The following is a 19109-nucleotide window of genomic DNA, read 5'->3' as shown; positions in this document are numbered from 1 at the left end:
GATAATTATAAGTAGAGAATAGAGAGAGAGCTACTTGTTAAAGTTTTACTTTATAGGACAGGAGAGAGTACTCGTCGATTATGCAAATAAAAAACCTGTTTCAAAGCAAAGGATTTCAGAGGTTAATCGTATTAGTATTACTTGCTCTCATATTGTATGGGATGCAAAGTATGTTAAATTTAATTTTAATTACGTTTATGTTGACGTATTTAATGGATCGATTCCAAAAGTTTATTTCTCGTAAATTAGATCATTTCATGCCAATTAATCGGAAAATTATTATAGCGCTTTTATATGTAATGCTAGTGGCGGGAATTGCAATTACACTATTTAAATATTTACCGGTATTAACAATACAAATTTCACAATTGATTTATCAATTCAATGTATTTTTAAGAAATCCACCTGATAGTGAATTAATTAAGTATGCAGTTAATGCTGTTAATCATATGGAGCTTTCTAAATATGTAGGGCAAGGCGTAGACATTTTGTATAAATCTATTACGAATGTTGGGAAATTTGGCATTCAAGTTTTACTTTCTGTAATTTTAAGCTTATTTTTCTTACTTGAAAAAGCACGTATCGTTGCTTTTACTTCGAAATTTAAAGAAAGTCGACTTGCAATTTTCTATAACGAAATAGAGTATTTCGGAAAGAAATTTGCACGTTCATTCGGAAAAGTAATCGAAGCACAATTTTTAATTGCAATTGTTAACTGTGTGTTATCTGTTATCGCATTATGGATATTAGGATTCCCACAATTACTAGGCTTAGCGTTAATGATCTTCTTACTGGGTTTAATTCCAGTAGCGGGTGTTATAATCTCGTTATTCCCACTTTGTATGATTGCTTACAATATCGGCGGTATTATGTATGTCGTTTATATTATAGTTATAGTAACAGTAATTCATGCACTCGAGAGCTACGTGTTAAATCCAAAATTCATGTCACAAAAAACAAATTTACCGATTTTCTATACGTTTATGGTACTAATTTTCTCGGAACACTTTTTAGGTGTATGGGGACTTATTATTGGTATTCCGATCTTCATATTCTTATTAGATGTTTTAGACGTGACAAGTGATGAAACTGAGAAGGATTTTTCTGAAAAATAAAGTGAAGAAAAAGCATCGATATTCGATGCTTTTTCTTTTATAACTTATGGTATCTTATGACATACTGTAAGAAGAATATAAAATTGGGGTGAAATAATGGCTGTAAATGAAAAGGTAGAATTAGCTACATTTGCTGGAGGATGTTTCTGGTGCATGGTTTCGCCATTTGAAGAGATGGAAGGGATTATACAAGTTGTTTCAGGCTATATAGGTGGCCATACAGAGAATCCAACGTATAAAGAAGTGTGCTCGGAAACAACGGGACATTATGAGGCAGTACAAATTACATTTGATGCAAACAAAATGCCGTATGAAGAGTTGCTTCAAATATATTGGAGACAAATTGATCCAACGGACGTCGGCGGACAATTTCACGACCGTGGACAGTCTTATGAAACGGTGATTTTTTATCATAATGAAGAACAACATAAAAAGGCAGAGACTTCAAAAGAAGAACTTGCGAAGAGTGGGCGCTTTTCCAAGCCAATTGTGACAAAAATATTGCCGGCTGCTACGTTTTATCCAGCTGAAGAATATCATCAAGGATATCATAAGAAAAATACATTCCGCTATGAGTTATACCGTAAAGGATCAGGGCGAGATGCTTTTATTAAACAACATTGGCCAAAGGATAATGCCCATTTAAAAGAAAAACTCAATGAGATGCAGTTTTATGTAACACAGGAAAATGGTACAGAACCACCATTTCGAAATGAGTATTGGAACCATCAAGAGAAAGGTCTTTATGTAGACATCGTTTCAGGTGAACCGTTGTTTACTTCTATAGATAAATTCGATAGCGGATGTGGATGGCCGAGTTTTACGAAACCGGTTATGTCAGCTAGTGTAAAAGAAAAAATGGACGTTAGTCATAATATGACGCGTACGGAAGTGAGAAGTAAAGAAGGGGATTCACATCTAGGTCATGTATTCCCAGACGGCCCAGGACCAAATGGTCTTCGTTATTGCATTAATTCAGCGGCTCTTCGTTTTATTCCAAAAGAAGATTTAGAAAAAGAAGGATATGGTGATTTTCTAATTCTGTTCGGAGATGAAAAATAACCTCGCAGTTAGCGAGGTTATTTTTTTATTTTACTTTTTTCTTTTTAAATTTGCTTAGTGCTTCATAAACGATTGGAACAATAAGAAGTGTTAATAACGTTGAACTTGTTAATCCACCAATTACGGTTACTCCCAGCCCTTTAGAAATTAAGCCGCTACCTTCAAATCCTAATGCAAGCGGGATAAGAGCCCCGATTGTTGCAATTGCAGTCATTAAGATAGGACGTAGACGTGTTGCACCAGCTTCTAGTAATGCTTCACGTGTTGATAGACCTTCGTTTTCTTTATGAATAACGCGGTCAATAAGTACGATTGCATTCGTTACAACGATACCAATTAACATAAGCGCACCAATCATTGCAGAGACACTTAATGTTTCGCCAGAGATTAATAAGGCAACAAGTGCACCAATGATTGTGAATGGTAGCGAGAATAAGATTGCGAATGGTGCAAGGGCACCGCCAAATGTAACGACAAGAACGAAGTATACAATGGCAATTGCAGCTAACATCGCTAAGCCAAGTTGCTTAAATGATTCTTGAATATCTTTTGTAACACCGCCCATAGAAACATCTACACCAGAAGGAAGATCCATTTTATCCACTTCTTTTTGAACGGCAGCAGATGCTTTTGAAACATCATCCGATGTTAATTTCGCACTAACTTCTGCATAAACGCGACCATCACGATGTTTTACTGTATTAGAAGTTTCACCTTCTTTTACAGTCATTACATCTTTAACAGTAATTTCATTGCCAAGTGGTGTTGTAATTTTTCGATTTGTTAAATCATCGATTGTATCATAATTTTGTTTTTCAGCTTCTACATATACATTTACATCTTTACCGTCTTTTTTAATTGTTGTTAAAACGGGGCGATCATGTTGATTAGAAAGGCCCATTCCAATTTGAGCGGCCGTTAGACCCATTTTACTTAGCTTTTCTTGATCTGCTACTAAAGTGTACTCTGCATATGTTTTCGCAATACTAGAGTCAACATCTTTTAAATCTTTGTTTTTCTTCATGATATTTTGAAGGTCTTTCACGACAGGCTTAATTTCTTCAGAGCTATCTCCATAAACGTATAGCTTAATTTCGTTACTACCGCCACTTGCTCCGAAATCTTGGTTTTTCCATTCGCCTTTTCCAGACATCTTTTGTAAATCTTTCACGACTTGTTCTTTTTCTTTTTCAAAGTTTTTCGTATCGTTATCATATTGAACGAAGAACATTGCTTGATTTGATTGACCAGGACTCATTGGGTTTTCGCCACCTAATGAGAATTGAATTGTTTTGACGTCTTTATTATTTTGGAAGTGCTTCTCAGCTTTCGTTGCAATTTTTTCAACGTCTTCTAACGTTTGACCTGGCTCTGGATTGTACGTTGTAATAATCATTTTTTCTTCTTCAGAAGGTAAGAAACTTACACCGATAATCGGCACAAGTGCGAGACTACCAACTAATAGAAGGACAGCGATACTTGATGTAATGATTTTATGATTTAAAGCCCATGCAAGTATGTGTTTATAACCGTTTGCTAATTTACTTGGTTTCTCTTCATGATGTACTTCTTTTTCTCTCATGCTCTCTTTTTTAAATAAAGAATGAGCTAGCATTGGTACGATTGTAACTGCTACTAGTAACGATGCTAATAAAGCGAAGACGATAGTTAAGGCGAATGGTAAGAACATTTCACCAATCATACCTTTTACAAGTCCAAGAGGTAAGAATACAGCAATGGTTACAATGGTAGAAGACATAATTGGGATAAACATTTCCTTCGTAGCTTCACGAATTAAATCTTTTCCGCGCAATTTTTCTTCTGATAACGACATACGTCGATAAATATTTTCAATAACAACAATTGAGTCATCGACGACGCGTCCGATAGCGACTGTCATTGCTCCAAGCGTCATAATGTTAAGCGTAATATCCATTTGCTTTATAACTAAAACAGCAATTAATAAAGAAAGTGGTATAGAAACGACAGAGATTAATGTTGTTCGGATATTTCGTAGGAACAACATAATAATAACAATCGCAAAGATAGCCCCGAAAATTGCTTTGCTAAGCATTGTTTCAACTGATTTCTCAATCGGTGCACCTTGGTCGAATGTTGAGATGATTTCTAAGTCTGTATATTTTTTCTCAAGGTCTTTTACTTTATCTTTCACTGCATTTACAACATCAACTGTATTTGCATCAGCGGCCTTCACAATTTGAATTCCAATTGCTTCTTTTCCATTCGTTCGAGAAATAGATTCTGCTTTCCCGACTTCTTTAATGTCAGCAATTTCGTCTAATGTAACTGTTGGAATTCCATTCATAGCGGCTGGATTCATTTGCGGCGTTTGTGCACCAGCTCCAGTATTTTGACTACCTTGAGCGCTAGGTGCTGAAGGTACAGCTGGGATTTTTAGCTCTTTTAATGCTTTAATTGTTGTAATATTTCCATCTACAATAACTGATTTTTCCGTGTCTTTAAATGTATATAAGCCAAGTGGTAAAGATACATCCGATCCTTTAATCACATTTTTTACAGTATCTTCACTTAAACCTAATTCTTTCATCTTATCTTTCTTAAAGACAAGTTGTACTTCATCTACTTGTTGACCTGAAATTTGAACAGATGCAACACCATCAAGTCCTTTTAATCCTGGAACAACATTTTTTTCTACATTTTCTGTTAACGTAGCTAAAGATTCATTTTTACTTGCTACGCTTAACGAAATAACAGGAAAAGCATTAAAGTTTACTCGAGAAACTTTCGAATCTTTTACGCCTTCAGGAAGTTTCACATTCGCGAGAGCTTCTTTAATTTCTGTTTCGGCCTTTTCCATATTTTTATCAAAATCATACTCTACTTGAATAGAAGATGCGTTTTGAAAAGATGACGAACTAACAACGTTTACACCACTTAAATTTTGCAGTTGCTCTTCCATCGGTTTTGAAACTTTGTCAGCTACTTCTTCTGGTGTAGCACCAGGATAAACCGTAGTTACTGTTACAACAGGTGTTGTAATATCAGGAATTGTTTCCAGCTTCATGTTAAGCCCAGAATAAATCCCTGCAATGGTAACAATAATGGTTAGTAGCCAAACCGCGAACTTATTTTGTAATGAGAAATTGATGATTTTGTTCATGTTTGCGCTCCCTTTTATTTTATTGACCAATTGGTCAGTCTAATACATAATATAACTGACTGATTGGTCAGTCGTCAATGAAAAGAGATGGTATAATAAAGTGAAACTATAACCAGAGGGCTTTTACGGTCACCTAAAATTCTTTGCTTCCACAGAATTTTGAAGTGGTTGTCTCACCGTCCGTAAATAGCGGGATAAAATTAAATTTATAATATGATGCGAGATTAAATTTAGGAGAGAAGATATGAAAGAAAAAGAGCGTTTAATTATAGAATCGGCTATGAAGTTATTTGCGACTAAGGGTGTAAATGCAACGTCAGTACAAGAAATCGTAACCGCATGTGGTATATCAAAAGGAGCTTTTTATTTATATTTTAAATCAAAAGATGAGTTATTATTGGCCACACTCCGATATTATTATGACAAGATCCAAAAGAAAATGCTGGATATTGAAAAAGAATCTTTATTACCACGTGAAAAATTTGAAAAACAATTATATTGTCAGTTTACTGATGTACAAAGACATAAAGAATTTATTATTATGCATGCAAGAGAAAATGCAATTCCGTTTAATAAAGAAGTAGAAGAGTTTATGATGAGGATGAAATTAGAGTCTCATGCATTTTATCGGAATAGCTTACTGTCTATTTATGGTGACAAAGTCAGTCCATATTTATTAGATTTGGTAATTATGGTAGAAGGGATATGCCACGGTTATTTACAATTAATTATTTTAAATGCACCGGAAATTGATTTATCCTATGTTTCGACCTTTATTTTACAGAGGATAGATAATTTAGTAGAGGGGCTTCTAGAATCTTCTGAAGAGCCTGTTCTGCATGAAGAAAGGCTTGGAGAATTTCTTTGTAGTTCCGAGCTTATTAAGGAACAGGTGAAGGAACATTTTCTAAGTGAAATTATTGTATTTAAACGAACATTAGCTGATCAATTAGAAAATGATGAGTTACTTGTAACTTTAGATGTTTTAGAAGCAGAAATGAGATTGCAAAACCCAAGGATTCCAGTTATTCAGGGGATGTTATCTATTTTAGATGTATATCCAAATTTAAAGGAATTCCGCTTGCGAATCATGGGATATTATAATATAAAAAGGTAACAATGATGATTTTCATTGTTACCTTTTTTATTATACGTTCACTGTTTCTTTTTTCTGTGCAGTTTCATCTTTTTCAAGATTAACTGTCTCTTTTACGATATAAATTGGGCGGTTTTTACTTTCGTCATAAATACGAGCAATATACTGGCCGACGATTCCAAGACCAAGTAACTGAATACCGCTAAAGAATGTAATAGCAACCATAATGGATGCCCAACCTGTTTGAGTATCATTTCCGATAATTTTCACTGTGATTGTGTATAATAAGACAGCAATGGAAATGAGAACTGATAATAAACCTAAAGACATGACGATTCGTAACGGTTTTGTAGAAAATGCAATAATGCCATCTGATGCAAATTTAATCATTTTCTTTAATGGATATTTTGTTTCACCAGCAAAGCGCTCATCACGTTCATATTCAACATACGTTTGGCGGAAGCCAACCCAAGACATCATACCGCGGATGAAGCGATTTCGCTCAGTCATTTGATTGAAAACATCAGCTACTTTACGATCGATGATTCGGAAATCACCAGTATCTTTTGGGATATCGATATCAGACATGTAGTTTAAGAATTTATAGAAATATTTAGCTGTTAAAAGTTTAAACCAAGTTTCACCTTTACGTTGTTTACGTTTTGCATAAACAACTTCATATCCTTCTTCCCATTTTGCAATAAGTTCAGGAATAACTTCAGGTGGATCTTGTAAGTCTGCATCTATAATTACAATAGCGTCACCTTTTGCAGCTGCAATACCAGCTGTAACGGCTACTTGGTGTCCAAAGTTACGTGCAAAATTAACGATTTTTGTACGGTAATCATTTGCTGCAATCTCAGATAAGATTTCCATTGTACGGTCTGTGCTACCGTCGTTTACAAAGACAAACTCATAATTAATATTATTTTGAAGCATAACGGACTTTAAACGATTATAACATTCCTGTGCTACTTCTTCCTCGAAGTACATAGGAACTACAACCGAAATTAATTTTTCCATGCTAATCCCCCTATAGTTTGAATAATTTTGTTTATAGGCTTGTTTCAGTCTGACTAAAAGTCCATATTTTATTGAGGGAAAAGTTTATCATCATACCAATACTGATTGCGAAAATTTGTGCAATAAATTCATTGATTGAAAATTTATCTACTAGTATAAACAAACTCAATGTATTAAAAGTAAGTACGATTAAATTCACGGTTAAAAACTTGATAAATATTGGTAAACTTTTTCCACTAGATTGAAATACCCAATTTTTATTCCAATAATAGCTATTAGCAACACCGATTAAATAGGATAGTATATTAGCAACTAGGTAATTCATCCCTAGTTTTACTAAAATAAAATAGCTAATGATTGTAATGAGTGTATTAAAGATTCCTACTAAACTAAACTTTAAGAGTTTCTCCATAATAATATCCTCATCTTCATAATAAAATATAAGTAAATTAAGAAATACAGAAGAGTTATTCATACATAACAAGTAAAAATTATACCATATTTCCAACTTTCATGTGAATTTAATTATAAAAATTGCCCTCAAACTTTACATTGTACGCAAAATTGAGGGCAACTATAAATTCATTGAAGGAGATCTTTTTATTTTTATGAGACCTTCTTTTTCGATATTAGACTATAACATATATATATTCCGTAGCTTTGAATTATTGTAAAGCTAGGAATGATGAAGTATCGATACCTTGTTTGGACTTCGATTAAGAAATGAATAGCTACGTAACCGATTATTAATAATAAAAATAGCGTGTAATGTGTTTTGTCTTGTTTAGTCATGATGAGATAAAGGAGTGATAATGTACAAAATAGCATAGCTGCAGTATACATGTACTTTTCATATTTTGTAAGGTCATCTTTTAACGACACCATATCATTATCTGTCTTTTCTAGTGTTACTAGGCTCCATAATGGAGCGGAGTCATAATCTGCCCACATGAGTACAAATTTATCGCCAAATAAAGATAAAACCTTCTGTGGATCAGATAGTCGCTCTTGAATTAGCTTTTTTTGAGCAGCCGTTCGTTCTTCGCCAAGTTCAATTGACATAATATATTCTGCATCTTCACCAGAATAGCCACCTTTTGTCTCATGATTAAATCCTAGTGTGAATTTCCAAAGCGGATCACGGTTAGATAGAGGGTATTGTGTAATTCCGGAATATATAAATGAATAACTTACAACTTGATGTATAAGATAAAATACAATGAAAATACCACCAAGTTTTTTTATAGAAATGAAAATTTCTTGTCTTGATTTTCCTAATATACCTTGTAAAAAGATATAAATAGTTACTGCAATTAAAATTATAGCACCAAGTGGACGCATGATGTCTCCTAAGGATAGGGAAACCCCAATAAAAATCCACATATACTTATGGCTTAGACCTTTTGTAATTAATAAATAAAATCCTAGATAAAATAGGAACACGGCAAGGTGTTGATTTGTTAGTACTGAGCTCAATACAATACTTGGGATATATACTGCATATAGTAATCCGGCTATTCGTCCAGACCACTCATTAAATATTTGAGAAGTTATTTTGTAAATTAGTAATGTTGTACCTGTACAATACAGTATATTTAAAAATTTTAGGACAAACGTCCCTTCACCAAATAACTTAATAATAAAAGCTTGGTACATTGTAAATCCAAGTTGGTAAACCCATGAAGTATAATATGTACTTTGTGTAAAGCTGAAATCTCCTTTAGCAGCTTGAACAGCACTATTGTACATCATTGCGAAGTCTGTTTCTACAGGAGTTTGAATATTGAGAACCCAGATTAATCGAATAGAAAAAGCTAAAAAGATTAGTGAAATAGAAAAAACTACTTTCGACATATATTTATTAGAAATATAGCCGAAAAGTAAAAATATAACACCTATTAGAATAACAACTGGTATTAGAACAAGGAGGTGAGTGTCATCGTGTTCCTTAATCACTGCTATTGAATGCCATGTGATAGCGCCAGAAATAATTAAACATAATATTAATAAAAATTTCACGAAAAATGTATTAAGTTTTAGAGGAAATGTACTTTGCATTATATTTAAAAACTCCTTATCAAATTTTATAACTATTTCAAATCAAATTCCCTTTACACACTAAGTTACAGTGTAAAGGGAGGATTTTAGTTTTTAGATAATTAAGAGTTTTACTGTGCCCACTCTTCCACATTCCAAACTTTTGTTATCCAGCCTTCATAAAAGTCGGGTTCGTGACATACAAGAAGGATTGTCCCTTTATATGCTTTCAGAGCCTTTTGTAGTTCTTCTTTTGCTGTAACATCAAGATGGTTTGTTGGCTCATCGAATAATAGCCAGTTACTCTCTTCACCCATGAGCTTGCATAAACGAACTTTTGCTTGTTCGCCACCACTTAATTGATTTAATGGACGAGAGATATGTTCATTTTTTAATCCACATTTCGCTAACATTGCACGAATTTGATGTTGGTCCATGCTAGGGAATGTGTTCCAAACGTCATCAATTGGTGTTATATTATCAGCTTTTACTTCTTGTTCGAAGTATGCAGGTTCTAAGAAGTCACCAAGACTCGTTTTACCACTTAAAGGTCTAATCTTTCCTAAAATTGTTTTTAATAATGTTGATTTACCAACACCATTACATCCAACGATAGCAATTTTTTCACCGCGTTCAATTGTCATTGTTAGTTTTGGTAATAAGGGATGTGTATATCCGATTTCTACATCTTCACCTTCAAAGACGAAACGACTACTTGCACGACATTCTTTAAATGAGAATTCTGGCTTAATTGCTGTTTCAGGACGATCGATAAGCTCCATGCGATCAAGTTGTTTTTGACGACTTTTTGCACGACCTGTAGTTGAATAACGAGCTTTGTTCTTCGCAATGAAATCTTCTTGCTTTTTAATAAACTCGCGTTGCTTTTCATAAGCGTTTATATGTTGATTTTTATTGATTTCTGCTAGTTCTAGGAATTTTTCGTATGTCGCTGTATAGCGCGTCATTTTTGTAAATTCTAGATGAAAAATAACATCAACGCATTTGTTCATAAATTCTGTATCATGAGAAATTAATAAGAATGCATGTGGATATTCTTTTAAATAATTCGTTAACCAATGAATATGTTCAACGTCTAAGTAGTTAGTAGGCTCATCGAGTAATAACACTTCTGGCTGCTCAAGTAATAGCTTTGCAAGCAATACTTTTGTACGTTGCCCACCACTTAGTGCTGAAACATCACGATCTAAACCGATTGCATCAATTCCAAGACCTCTTGCTGCCTCTTCAATTTTCATATCTAGTAAATAGAAACCACCTGCTTCGAGAGCATCTTGTATTTCCGCCATCTCCTCAAGAAGTGCCTCTAATTCTTCTGGTGTTGCAGTTCCCATTTTTTCTGCAACTTCATTTAAAGCTTTTTCTTTTTCAAATAAAGGTAAAAATGCGTCAGCTAATACATCACGAATTGTACGACCGGGTGTTAAAATTGTATGCTGGTCTAAGTAACCGTAATTTGTACCAGGTGTCCATTCTACACGACCTTCATCATGGATAAGTTGACCAGTAATAATATTCATAAATGTTGATTTGCCAACACCATTTGCACCGACTAATCCAACATGTTCTCCTGCTAGTAAACGCATGGATACATCTTTAAATAATGTGCGATCGCCAAATGTATGGCCTAATTTCTCGACTGCTAATAAGCTCATAGTGTCCTCCGTCCATTTCAAAATAGTGTCTTGAATCATGATACTAAATTATTGAGTATAATGCTATCCTTTCAAAATGTATATTTTTTCAAGCGTGACATTGCATTGTTTCAGGGGAAATATAGAGTGTAATTGAACGGTGGTTAATTACATTGTGGGATATGAAAAATGTCGCCGAGAAGAGCAGTTAAACAAAAGAAATGATTATGAATATAGCAAGGGACATAGGGTATAGCCATGGTGTTATCTATTATTATTTTAAAAGTAAAGAAGAGCTCGTATTATGAAGGTCCAAAAGAAACGATTTTATATGTAGAGGATAATAAATAAAAAGCCAAGTTCTCTTTCATAAAGATGAAAAAGAACTTGGCTTTTATGCTATTTTTTTACCTAGCTTTTTATTTACAAACCCTAAAATCAATCCGCGTATTTGTGGATCAATTGCAAGGCCAATAATACCGTACAATATACCAGTAAGTGTTAGAGCTACTAGTGGTGGTAAGCTAATTAATACTGTGCGGTATAGGACGTAACTGATTATAAATGCTAGTGTATTAAATACAATCCCTTTGAATAGTAATGTAAATCCTTTACGAACGAATAAAGTAAATCCGATTAATAAAGTAACCTCAGTAATGATAGCAGCCACAGCAGCTCCCATCATTCCAAATTGGCTACCTAATACGATGTAACTTATGATGGCAACAGCCAATCCAATTCCCATCGTTGTCGCACGCTTCCACTGTTGACCAATTGTTGTTAAATTATCAGCAAGTGGATAGTTGATGGATTGTAAAATGACCATAAAGGCTAAAATTGCAAGGGCATCACCGGCTGGTGCATATTTTTCACCTAGTAAAGTTACAATCCAAAAACTTGGATCGGCGATAAATGGAATAGAAATTCCCATTCCTAAGAAAGACATAAGTTTTAATTCGAACTGAGATAGTTTTCTATGTTCATCAATATTCTTTTCATTTCCAAAAGCAAACAATTTTGGATAAAAAGCTGCTGCAATTACGCCCGGTATTTGATAAAGTACAGCAGGTATTTTCGATGCAGCGCCAAAGAATCCAACTTGCTCATTCGCTGAAACTTTTTCTAATATAATGGGACCTAACTGCGGCAAAAGCATAATGATAATGCCATTGATTGTGAAAATAAGTAATTGATCTAAAATGCCTTTATCCCAGCCCTTATGAATAGTTGTATAGCGGATTGTCATTATAAAGGCCATGACTCCTGTTACAAGGCTAGATATTCCGTACATGGCAGCGACCATCATAAGTGACCATTTAAATGACATTCCTAGCAGAAGAGCGGCTGCGGCTGTCACACCTTGTAGTACAGAAATAATCGCTGTAAATTGCATACGCTCTGTTACTTGGAAATAAGCCATCCCAACACCTTGTAAAGTGGCTCCAAACATGGTTGGTAGTACGACCCAATATACCATGGCACGTAAGTAAGCATCAGTGTAGAAGAACTGAGCGAAAATAGCGAAGAGCACAGAAATTACGATAGCTAATACTAAACGAATACGTAAATAACTACTTATTAATACGCTAATGTTAGCGTCGCTTCTTGTTCCTTCACGCATAAACGTATGTGTCAAACCTGCATCTGTAAAATAACAAATGACAGCGGAAACTGCTAATGCAACTGTAAACATCCCATACTCATCTGGTGAAACATATCTTGCAAAGAGAATGGTAGCAATAGCTAGTACAAATCGAACGGTGATATTTCCTACAAAGAGGTAGGAGGCGTTTTTAAGAATTTTATTTGTTTTCATGGAAAAAGACCTTTCTATTCCTTAGGACGTACTTTGTCCTAGTTGTAAATTTGATTTGTTTACGGAAAGAATGTTTAGAAGTGTACCTTTAATTTAAGAAAACATAAACTTAATTCGTACAAACCAAAGCATTGCGTATAACTTCTTGCTTCGTTTTCCATTTTTCGAATAAATTTTGCGGCAATATTGTTTTATATCTTTTTTAATTAATTGAACTTGTGATTTATCTAACTTAGAGCTTCCTTTAATGTATATACAAGCATTATTAATGACTGTATATGGGAATAGATAAGTTTCAAGGATTTCAATAATTTCTGTAGAATCATCCACAATTAAATCTTTTGACTTAGTATGAACCCAATCCTTCATTCGATTAAACACTTCTAATTCTTTTGTTGTTTTTAATTCATAATCTTTATACTTTGAAGAAAGATTTCCTTCTGATAAGATTCGATAATATGTTAAATATTCATCTACATAGCATACATTTGTTACACTCATTAATTTAAATAGAAATTCTAAGTCTTCTCCCCAGCTACACCCTGGCGTGAAACGAATGTTATGATCCATCACGATAGATCTTTTGAAAATCCAAGTACTCGTCTGAGCAACAACTTGATGTGTTAAGAAAGCTTTTGTCATATCACCTTTAATAAAGTTTGTCGTATGCTCAACTTTTTCCCCAGTCTCTTCGTAAAAGTTCATATAGCCGCAATAACAAGCGTTCATGTTGTTTTTATGCATGCTTTCAATTTGTTTTTCTATTTTTGTTGGATGCCATAAATCATCACTATCAAGAAAAGCGACGTATTCTCCGCTAGCATTTTCAATTCCTGTATTACGAGCAACTGAAACACCTTGATTTTCTTGTGGGACGTATTTTATTTGTCCTGGATACTTTTGTACAAGTTTTTTTACGATGGAAGGTGATTGATCTTTGCTTCCATCATCTACAATTACAATTTCAATGTTTTTATATGTTTGATCTAGTATTGATTGCATCGTTTCTTCAATATATTTTTCCGTATTATACAGAGGTATGACAACGGAAACGAGTTGTTTTTGTTCCATCATAGAGTTTTTATCTCCTCAAATTTTTTATGTTTTGTACCATATATACAAGCCTTTTGAAAGGAAGAAGACTACAAGAACATCTGTATAAGTTTAACGCATATAAACTTTGTAAATCAACTTTCTATTGTGGTACCTCGTATAATTAGAAAGAAATAATTTGAAATGATAAAAGCTCCTGAATTTTTCAAGCAAAATTCAGGAGCTTTAATATATTAGTATTTAGTTAGAAAGTTATTCTTTATCTGTTATCTTTAATTTTTGTTTTAATAATGCATAATCTTGCGTTAATGTTACAAGTTGATGGTGTAATTTGGAGATTTTTCTCGTCAGGTCAAAAATTAAGATAAAACAGAATAATAGTCCGAATAAGAATAAAATGGACGGAGGATATTCTACTTTTAATAGTTTTCCAATCCAATTTATAATTTTATCCGTGGAACTTAAAATAGCCATTGCAATACAAACGAAAATCCATAAAATAGCATATTTTGTTTCTAAATTCCCACGACGAATGGAATTAATAATTGTGAAGAATAGTAATAAAATAAAGATGAATGAAAAGGTAATTATATGCATTTATTATCAACCTTTCACGATTTTTTGCATCAATATAGCAAGACTTACCTTAATCATGTAATATGCAGATTTAAGGGGAGTGATGGAAGATTGTCCACCTTGTCGCTCTTGCATATTTACAGATATTTCATTAATGCGAAGTTTTTTCTTTTTTAAATGAATAAGGACTTCTGGCTCCGGATAATCTTTTGGATAATTGTGTGCAAAAATCTTAATTACTTCTCGATTGATAGCACGATACCCAGAAGTTGGATCCATAAATGTTTGCTTTGTTAGTACTTTCAATAGAGCGGTAAAATAAAAAATACCGACTCTTCGGGAAATACTACCTTTATATGCTGTTTTTTCTGTAAAACGTGAACCCAGCACCATATCGCATTGATCCTCGGCAATAGGCTGTATGATTTTGTATAAATCATCAGGATTATGTTGTCCATCAGCATCGAACTGAATCGCAATATCATATCCGTTCTCATAAGCGTATTTATATCCAGTCTGTACAGCTGAACCGATACCTAGATTATATGGTAAATTAACAAGATGAACAGGGAAATCTTTTACGATTTGAGCTGTTTTATCTTTTGATCCATCATTAATAACGCAAATGCTTAATGCTGTAAAATGCTGTTTTAGTTCTAATAATCTTGTTAATGTATCTGCAATTGCTTCTTCCTCGTTATACGCTGGAATAATAATTAACGTTTTTGGTATTGAAATTGGTACCTCAATAGACATTATCGCACCATCCCTTATATACTTAATCATATTATGGTTATTTTTAAACGAACATTATTTAATATACCATTAATAGCATAACAAAATAAAGGAAAAGCTGATGGGTGATTTTAGGAAACAGGCATCGAATAAAGATGCTAAGGCGTAATACTTTATTATAATAAAAAATACATGCAAGGAAGAAAAAACCTGTGCATGTATAAGATAAAACCCTAATTTTACATATTCCAAGGCTTACTTAAAGTTAACACTTCAGCCATTTCTTTACTTTTCAAACGTCCTTTTTTTCTATTTTCTGCACGCTCTGAACCAGTTGTATGTAGCCAATGTTCTTCCTCTGTTTCGGGAATTACTTGTGGTACAGATGAAGGTTTTCCGTCTTTTAATGCGACAAATGTAATGAAACACGTTGCGGCCATTCTACGCTCGCCTGCTAGTAGATCCTCTGCAATTACTTTTACGAAAACTTCCATTGAAGATTTTCCTGTATAACATACGAATGCTTCATAACAAACAGAATCTGCTTGGTGAATTGGAGTCAAAAAGTCAACGGAATCGATAGATGCTGTTACGCAATGTTTGCGGCTGTGTCTCGCAGCTGCAATTGAAGCTATACTATCAATTTCTGCTAATAATTTCCCCCCGAAAAGTGTTTGGTGATTATTTAAATCGTTAGGAAAAACACGTGTTGTTTTAATTGCTTTTGATTCTCGCATGAATTTCTTTTCCATATATTCATCCCCTATTTTCTGTTTTCAATCAGAGTGACATGTGTAAGTGGAGTACCCATATTAGATATTTAATGAAGTAAAGTGTTCCAAAAGAGGATTATCCCGCTATTTGCGGGCTAATAGTCAGTGAGGGATGAACAAAACCCCCGTGGATTAAAGTTTCACTTTATTGAAATTTCTGTATTTGTATTCATGTAACTGAAAGAAAATTTATCGTATATAAAATGTAGTGTAAAAGAGGATTCGCTTACATTGCAAGTGAAAAAGTAATGACTATGTATTTGTCATAGAAATTCCCTATTAACCTTGTGCCTATTCATGATAGAATCGTTTTGTTATGAATGGAAATAGAGGTGCAATGGACATATGAATCATATACAAACAAATTTTTCGTCTTTCTTCAGTAAAATAATGATAGGTGCGATGCTCGCATTTTTTGTCTATAGTTGTTGGTCGGCTTTTGAAACAAGTAAGCAATTTTTTGGGGGAAGTACAACAAGTATTACAATCGTATTAGTGATTTTTGTTATTCTTATTTTGTTAGTAGCATCAATTTTGCAATATCGTTTTACAGATAAACAATTTCTTATTTTTCTTATAAGCATATCTATGGTTGTAAGACTTATCACAGTTCTATTTGTAGATGGTCCAATGATAGGTGATATGAAAGCTATGTATGAGTCTGCAAAACAGATTGCGATGGGCAATAATATAGAGCATGTAGCACAGTTACCTTTTATTATTTATGAATCAATCATCATTCGTATATTTGGTGATACGATATTCGTTTTACAACTATTTAATATTTTATTTTGTACAGGAACTGCATTTTTCATTTATCGCATTGCGTCAATGGTCTTTGGAGAAGAGTGTGGTCGTATTGCATCAATATTTTACGCTTTATATATTCCAAATATATTTATGAGTTCTGTATTAACGGCGGAATCACTCGCAATATTTTTATTTTATTGTGCTTGTTACATATTTTTATATAAGGGATTAGGTCATCCTTATATGTGGGTAATTTCAGCCATTTTATTTGCGCTTAGCAATATGATTTCCCCAATGGGGTTATTTTTACCTATTTTTATAGCTGTATATGTGCTGTTAATTGAATTATTTCAATCAGGGGCGAAACAAAAATTACTATTAAAAATGATAGGAATACTTATTCTGTTTTATAGTACTCATTTTGGTGTGAGCTATGGTATCAAGATGATGGGAATGTCACAGTATACGATTTCTAATCAGACTTATGTTCAATCTGTTTTAATTGGAAAAAGTCAAAATGAAGAAAAAACATCCAAAAATCAAAGTGTAAAAGAGCACGTTGATCAAGAGTTAAAAGAAATGGAAGTAGAAAGATTTAAACTGTTAAAACCTGTTGTTAACCAGTTTTCAGATGAGGGAATAAATTCTATTATTTTTAAATGTGAAAAGCTTATATATATAGTGGTGACATTATTTATGGCCATATCGTTATTACATTTTCTAATTAAGAAACAGCAAAACGAAGGATATATGTTGTTTGTATTATTAATTACCGGATATGTATCGTTAAGGCTCTTTCAAGTAGATATGGCATATTATAATATTATTATGCCTGCTTTGTTTATTTTACAAAGCTTTGGTGTTTATATGAGTTATTTCTATTGCCAAAAGATATTTTTCAGAAAATAAAAGAATCCATTTTGGATTCTTTTTTTGTAGATGGATGATAAGGATGAATACAAAGTGGAGATGAAGAATCTCCACTTTGTATCGATTCGCCTTATCGGTTTAGTTCTAGTTGTAAATTATCCGCTGTTAAGGCCATTTTGGAGGAATCGTCTTGAATACTCTTCATTACTTGTGAGATAGTTTCTAATTCATTTTCAATTTTTTTATTTTGTTCTTTAGAGTTAGACATATCTTTTACGATTTCTTGGAAATATTGATCTGTCGCATGCATACTATCTGTCCCTTCAGATACGAGAGAGCTTATTTGTTCCACGGAAGAAGAGACGTGTATAATTTGTTCATTAGTTTTTTCAACGAGTTTTGTAACATTGGAAATTGATTCTTTCGTTTGCTCTGATAACTTTCGGATTTCGCCCGCTACGACTGAAAAACCTTTACCAAATTCGCCAGCACGTGCAGATTCAATAGCAGCATTTAATGCTAGTAAATTTGTTTGCTCGGCGATTGATTTTACAATATCAATGATTTCGTTAATTTTGTTAGAAATATCAAGAAGTTCACGGGTATCAGTAATAATAGTTTCCATATTCGTTTGAATGCTTTCCATTCGTCTGTTTTGCAGGTTTAATTGTTCTTTTCCTTTATTGGCCTTTTCTTCTGATGTCGTAGCTAATGATGTACCTGTTTTTGCAATTCCTACGATATTTTCTGATTTAGATGTTAATTGTTGAATAGAAGAGCTTGTTTTTTCAGATACTGCCGCTAGTTCTGTTGCAATATGTGTAATCGTCATAGCGGTCAGTTCTTTTTCTTTTTCATGTTCTTTTTGAATTCTTTCATATTCGGATTCATAAGCCGCAATAACAAGTTCTTGTTCTAATGTGAATAATTTATTTATTACGTTTATAGAATAAGAAAAATCGTCTATCGTTGAAATTTTCGTTTGCAAAATCTTCATGACGGAGCGGAATAATTCTTGATAAGCAGCAGTATACCATTTTCTATGTAAACCAATTTGTACGTGCCTTTTGGCAATTCTAACACGTTGTTCAATAAAATTTTCATTCATATTCCCGCTGAACAATTCTTTAATATGTGTCTTTAAAGTTTGTTTTAATTTTGGAATAGAGCTGTAGCGTTCAATAACAGCAATTAAATTAGGTTGTTTTGTGATGTTGGTGTAGAATTTTTCTGTTATCCAATCTATTTCCTCATAAATAAATGGCTGTAATACTTTAACAATTTTTAAATCTTCCTTTGAAATATGTAGCATATCCATTTGAGTTTTTAGTTCAGAATTAGCAGGCACGTTAAATATGATTTGTTGGCCTTTGCTTAATTCAATTATACTGGTGTTTGTTTTATTT

At 33.4% G+C, this 19109-nt stretch carries 15 protein-coding genes and 2 pseudogenes; 5 read left to right on the top strand and 12 right to left on the bottom strand.

The genetic code is table 11. The annotated features are described in order from the left end of the window. The first annotated feature begins 80 nt into the window (after positions 1–80). Positions 81–1115: an AI-2E family transporter gene (locus KPL75_RS13755; protein WP_219921027.1), complete on the top strand. Its 1035-nt coding sequence runs from the start codon at positions 81–83 to the stop codon at positions 1113–1115. A gap of 96 nt (positions 1116–1211) precedes the next feature. Continuing rightward, complete coding sequence (gene msrB / locus KPL75_RS13750) at positions 1212–2177, top strand: peptide-methionine (R)-S-oxide reductase MsrB (protein ID WP_219921026.1); 966 nt, start codon at positions 1212–1214, stop codon at positions 2175–2177. A 25-nt stretch (positions 2178–2202) separates the two neighbouring features. On the opposite strand, the gene KPL75_RS13745 is transcribed toward msrB, so the two are convergent. Further along, positions 2203–5319: an efflux RND transporter permease subunit gene (locus tag KPL75_RS13745; RefSeq protein WP_219921025.1), complete on the bottom strand. Its 3117-nt coding sequence runs from the start codon at positions 5317–5319 to the stop codon at positions 2203–2205. Positions 5320–5563: 244 nt separating this feature from the next. Between KPL75_RS13745 and KPL75_RS13740 the strand changes: the two genes are divergently transcribed. Then, the gene (locus KPL75_RS13740; RefSeq protein ID WP_219921024.1) at positions 5564–6436 is read left to right on the top strand and encodes a TetR/AcrR family transcriptional regulator; all 873 of its coding nucleotides are present in this window, start codon (positions 5564–5566) and stop codon (positions 6434–6436) included. Between the two features lie 30 nt (positions 6437–6466). On the opposite strand, the gene KPL75_RS13735 is transcribed toward KPL75_RS13740, so the two are convergent. The 4 genes from KPL75_RS13735 to KPL75_RS13720 all read right to left on the bottom strand — a co-directional run bounded on the left by KPL75_RS13735 (position 6467) and on the right by KPL75_RS13720 (position 11190). Beyond that, on the bottom strand, positions 6467–7438 hold the full coding sequence (locus KPL75_RS13735) for a glycosyltransferase family 2 protein (RefSeq protein WP_219921023.1): 972 nt from the start codon (positions 7436–7438) through the stop codon (positions 6467–6469). A 31-nt stretch (positions 7439–7469) separates the two neighbouring features. Next, complete coding sequence (locus KPL75_RS13730) at positions 7470–7850, bottom strand: GtrA family protein (protein ID WP_219921022.1); 381 nt, start codon at positions 7848–7850, stop codon at positions 7470–7472. 194 nt (positions 7851–8044) lie between these two features. Continuing rightward, positions 8045–9496 carry an ArnT family glycosyltransferase gene (locus tag KPL75_RS13725; RefSeq protein ID WP_219921021.1) on the bottom strand — a complete coding sequence of 484 codons (1452 nt, stop codon included), beginning with the start codon at positions 9494–9496 and terminating at the stop codon, positions 8045–8047. Between the two features lie 110 nt (positions 9497–9606). After that, the gene (locus KPL75_RS13720) at positions 9607–11190 is read right to left on the bottom strand and encodes an ABC-F family ATP-binding cassette domain-containing protein (protein WP_309137452.1); all 1584 of its coding nucleotides are present in this window, start codon (positions 11188–11190) and stop codon (positions 9607–9609) included. A gap of 129 nt (positions 11191–11319) precedes the next feature. Between KPL75_RS13720 and KPL75_RS13715 the strand changes: the two are divergent. After that, positions 11320–11429 (top strand): annotated as a pseudogene (locus KPL75_RS13715) (TetR family transcriptional regulator); the annotation flags it as partial. Between the two features lie 95 nt (positions 11430–11524). On the opposite strand, the gene KPL75_RS13710 reads toward KPL75_RS13715, so the two are convergent. The 5 genes from KPL75_RS13710 to KPL75_RS13690 all read right to left on the bottom strand — a co-directional run bounded on the left by KPL75_RS13710 (position 11525) and on the right by KPL75_RS13690 (position 16062). After that, complete coding sequence (locus KPL75_RS13710) at positions 11525–12946, bottom strand: oligosaccharide flippase family protein (RefSeq protein WP_219921019.1); 1422 nt, start codon at positions 12944–12946, stop codon at positions 11525–11527. A gap of 93 nt (positions 12947–13039) precedes the next feature. Then, positions 13040–14020 (bottom strand): glycosyltransferase family 2 protein, encoded by a 981-nt coding sequence (locus KPL75_RS13705; RefSeq protein ID WP_219921018.1) that lies wholly within the window; start codon positions 14018–14020, stop codon positions 13040–13042. Positions 14021–14251: 231 nt separating this feature from the next. Beyond that, complete coding sequence (locus KPL75_RS13700; protein WP_219921017.1) at positions 14252–14596, bottom strand: DUF2304 domain-containing protein; 345 nt, start codon at positions 14594–14596, stop codon at positions 14252–14254. 6 nt (positions 14597–14602) lie between these two features. Continuing rightward, on the bottom strand, positions 14603–15331 hold the full coding sequence (locus KPL75_RS13695; protein ID WP_219921016.1) for a glycosyltransferase family 2 protein: 729 nt from the start codon (positions 15329–15331) through the stop codon (positions 14603–14605). A gap of 218 nt (positions 15332–15549) precedes the next feature. After that, complete coding sequence (locus KPL75_RS13690) at positions 15550–16062, bottom strand: acyl-CoA thioesterase (RefSeq protein WP_000412118.1); 513 nt, start codon at positions 16060–16062, stop codon at positions 15550–15552. Between the two features lie 366 nt (positions 16063–16428). Between KPL75_RS13690 and KPL75_RS13685 the strand changes: the two genes are divergently transcribed. Beyond that, on the top strand, positions 16429–17742 hold the full coding sequence (locus tag KPL75_RS13685; RefSeq protein ID WP_219921015.1) for an ArnT family glycosyltransferase: 1314 nt from the start codon (positions 16429–16431) through the stop codon (positions 17740–17742). 91 nt (positions 17743–17833) lie between these two features. Here the strand turns inward: KPL75_RS13685 and KPL75_RS27825 are convergent, their stop codons facing one another. Together KPL75_RS27825 and KPL75_RS27820 are read right to left on the bottom strand one after the other, a co-directional pair. Beyond that, positions 17834–18640 (bottom strand): methyl-accepting chemotaxis protein, encoded by an 807-nt coding sequence (locus tag KPL75_RS27825; protein WP_375141030.1) that lies wholly within the window; start codon positions 18638–18640, stop codon positions 17834–17836. After that, positions 18638–19015, bottom strand: a pseudogene (locus tag KPL75_RS27820) (protoglobin family protein); the annotation flags it as partial. The pseudogene KPL75_RS27820 and the gene KPL75_RS27825, both read right to left, overlap by 3 nt. Positions 19016–19109 lie beyond the last annotated feature (94 nt).

It is taken from the genome of Bacillus sp. NP247 (genome assembly GCF_018966865.1).
Taxonomy (GTDB): Bacteria; Bacillota; Bacilli; order Bacillales; family Bacillaceae_G; genus Bacillus_A.
The sequence above is the reverse complement of the archived record's forward strand: the minus strand, read 5'-3'. Positions and strand labels throughout refer to the sequence as shown.